Origin of the sequence: Actinophytocola sp., assembly GCF_049647105.1 — a bacterium.
Classification (GTDB): domain Bacteria; phylum Actinomycetota; class Actinomycetes; order Mycobacteriales; family Pseudonocardiaceae; genus Actinophytocola.
Genome location: NZ_JBARWZ010000182.1, coordinates 1 through 2,159 on the forward strand (window position 1 = coordinate 1; position 2,159 = coordinate 2,159).

General features: G+C 75.0%; 1 protein-coding gene. It reads left to right on the top strand.

Annotated elements, in window-relative coordinates:
- Positions 1 to 2,159, top strand: a 2,159-nt coding sequence (locus WBA97_RS22060; protein ID WP_424232784.1) for an SDR family NAD(P)-dependent oxidoreductase, incomplete at both ends; no start/stop codon positions are given.

A 2,159-nucleotide genomic window follows, 5' to 3' on the forward strand; every position in this document is an offset into this window, starting at 1 on the left:
GTCCTGCCGTGGCTGGTGTCCGGCGCGTCCACGGCCGGGCTGCGCGGCCAGGCGCGGCGGCTGGCGCCCGCGTTGTCCGGCGGGCACCCCGACCTCGACCTCGCCCGCTCGCTGGCCACCACCCGCACCCCGCTCGACCACCGCGCCGTCGTTCTCGCCGCCGACCGGGCGCAGGCGATGACCGGCCTGGCCGCGCTGGCGGCGGGTGAGGAGTCCGGCGCGGTCGTCACCGGGACCGTGAGCGGTGGGGGAGTGGCGTTCCTGTTCACCGGTCAGGGCGCGCAGCGTGCCGGGATGGGTGCGGGACTGCGTCGTGACTTCCCGGTCTTCGCCGGGGTCTTCGACGACCTCCTCGCCCGGCTCGGCGGTGTCCCGCTGGACGACGCCGACGCGCTCGACCAGACCCGCAACGCTCAGGCAGGGCTGTTCGCGCTGGAGGTGGCGCTGTTCCGGTTGCTGGAGTCGTGGGGGGTCACCCCGGACTTCCTGTTGGGGCACTCCATCGGCGAGGTCGCCGCTGCGCATGTTGCGGGTGTGTTGTCCATTGAGGACGCGTGTTCGTTGGTCGCCGCTCGGGGCAGGTTGATGCAGGGTTTGCCTTCTGGTGGGGCGATGCTGGCGGCTGAGGTGTCCGAAGTGGACGTTCCGGCTGGTGTTGATGTGGCGGCGGTGAATGGTCCTGGTTCTGTTGTGGTGTCTGGTGCCGAGGAGGAGATCGCGGCGTTGGAGTCGCGGTGGCGGGGTGCGGGTCGGCGGGTGAAGCGGCTTGCGGTGTCGCACGCGTTTCACTCGCGGCTGATGGAACCGATGCTCGCCGAGTTCGCCGACGTGGCGCGCTCGCTGACCTACCACGCCCCGCGCATCCCCGTCATCCCCGCCGCGGACGGGGACGACGTCACCGACCCCGGTTACTGGGTGCGGCAGATCCGTGGCACCGTCCGGTTCGCGGACGGCGTGCGGCTGCTGCGCGAGCGGCACGTCACGACCTTCGCCGAGATCGGGCCGGACGCGGTCCTCGCCACCCACCTCGACAGCGCCGTGCCGCTGCTGCGCGCCGGTCGCGACGAGACCGCTTCGGCACTGCGCGCCCTGTCCGAGCTGCACGTCAGTGGCGTGGACGTCGACTGGACCGCCGTCTTCGACCACTGGGGCGGCGGCGAGGTCGACCTGCCGACCTACGCGTTCCAGCGCATCCGCCACTGGCCTGCCCGCGCCACCCCACCCGCCGCCGACTGGCACTACCGCACGCGCTGGACTCCGGTGACCACCACCGAAGCCCAACTCGCCGGAACCTGGTGGATCGTCGAACCCCCCGGTGCCGACGACATGGCCGCCGCCTGCGCCGACGCCGTCACCCGGCACGGCGGCACCGCCGTCAGGATCACCGGCCTCGACGGCCTCGCCGACCGGACCGGCCGCCCCGACGGCGTGCTTTCCCTGCTGGCGCTGGACGACCGGCCGCACCCCGGCCACCCGCTGCTCACCAGGGGCCTCGCCGACTCGCTGGCCGTGCTCCGGACCGTCAGCGCCCCGTTGTGGGTCGCCACCGCCGACACCCCCGGCGACCCGACCGCCATGGCCGTCGCCGCACTCGGCCGCGTCGCCGCGCTGGAGCACCCCGACCGCTGGGGTGGGGTCGTCGCCCTGCACGGCATCCCCGATCCGGCCGCGCTCGCCGCCGTCCTCGCCGGCGATGAGGACCAGGTCGCGATCCGTCCGGAAGGGACGGTCGCGCGCAGGCTCGTCCGCGCCGACGGCACCGGGCAGGGCGGCGACTGGCGCCCGCACGGCACCGTCCTGGTCACCGGCGGCACCGGCGCGCTCGGCAGGCACACCGCGCGCTGGCTCGCCCGCCATGGCGCCGACCACGTGCTCCTGGTCAGCCGGGCCGGGGACGAGGCGCCCGGCGCCGCCGACCTCGTCGCCGAACTCAACGCCCTCGGCGCCAAGGCCACCGTCGCCGCCTGCGACGTCGCCGACGCCGATGCCCTGCGTGCCCTGCTCGCCGCCGTCCCCGCCGAGCACCCGCTCACCGCCGTCGTGCACGCCGCCGGGATCGGCGACCTCACCCCGCTGGCGGGCACCGGCGCCGACCGGCTCGCCACCGTGCTGGCCGCGAAGGCCGATGGCGCCCGCAACCTCGACGCGCTGTGCGGCGA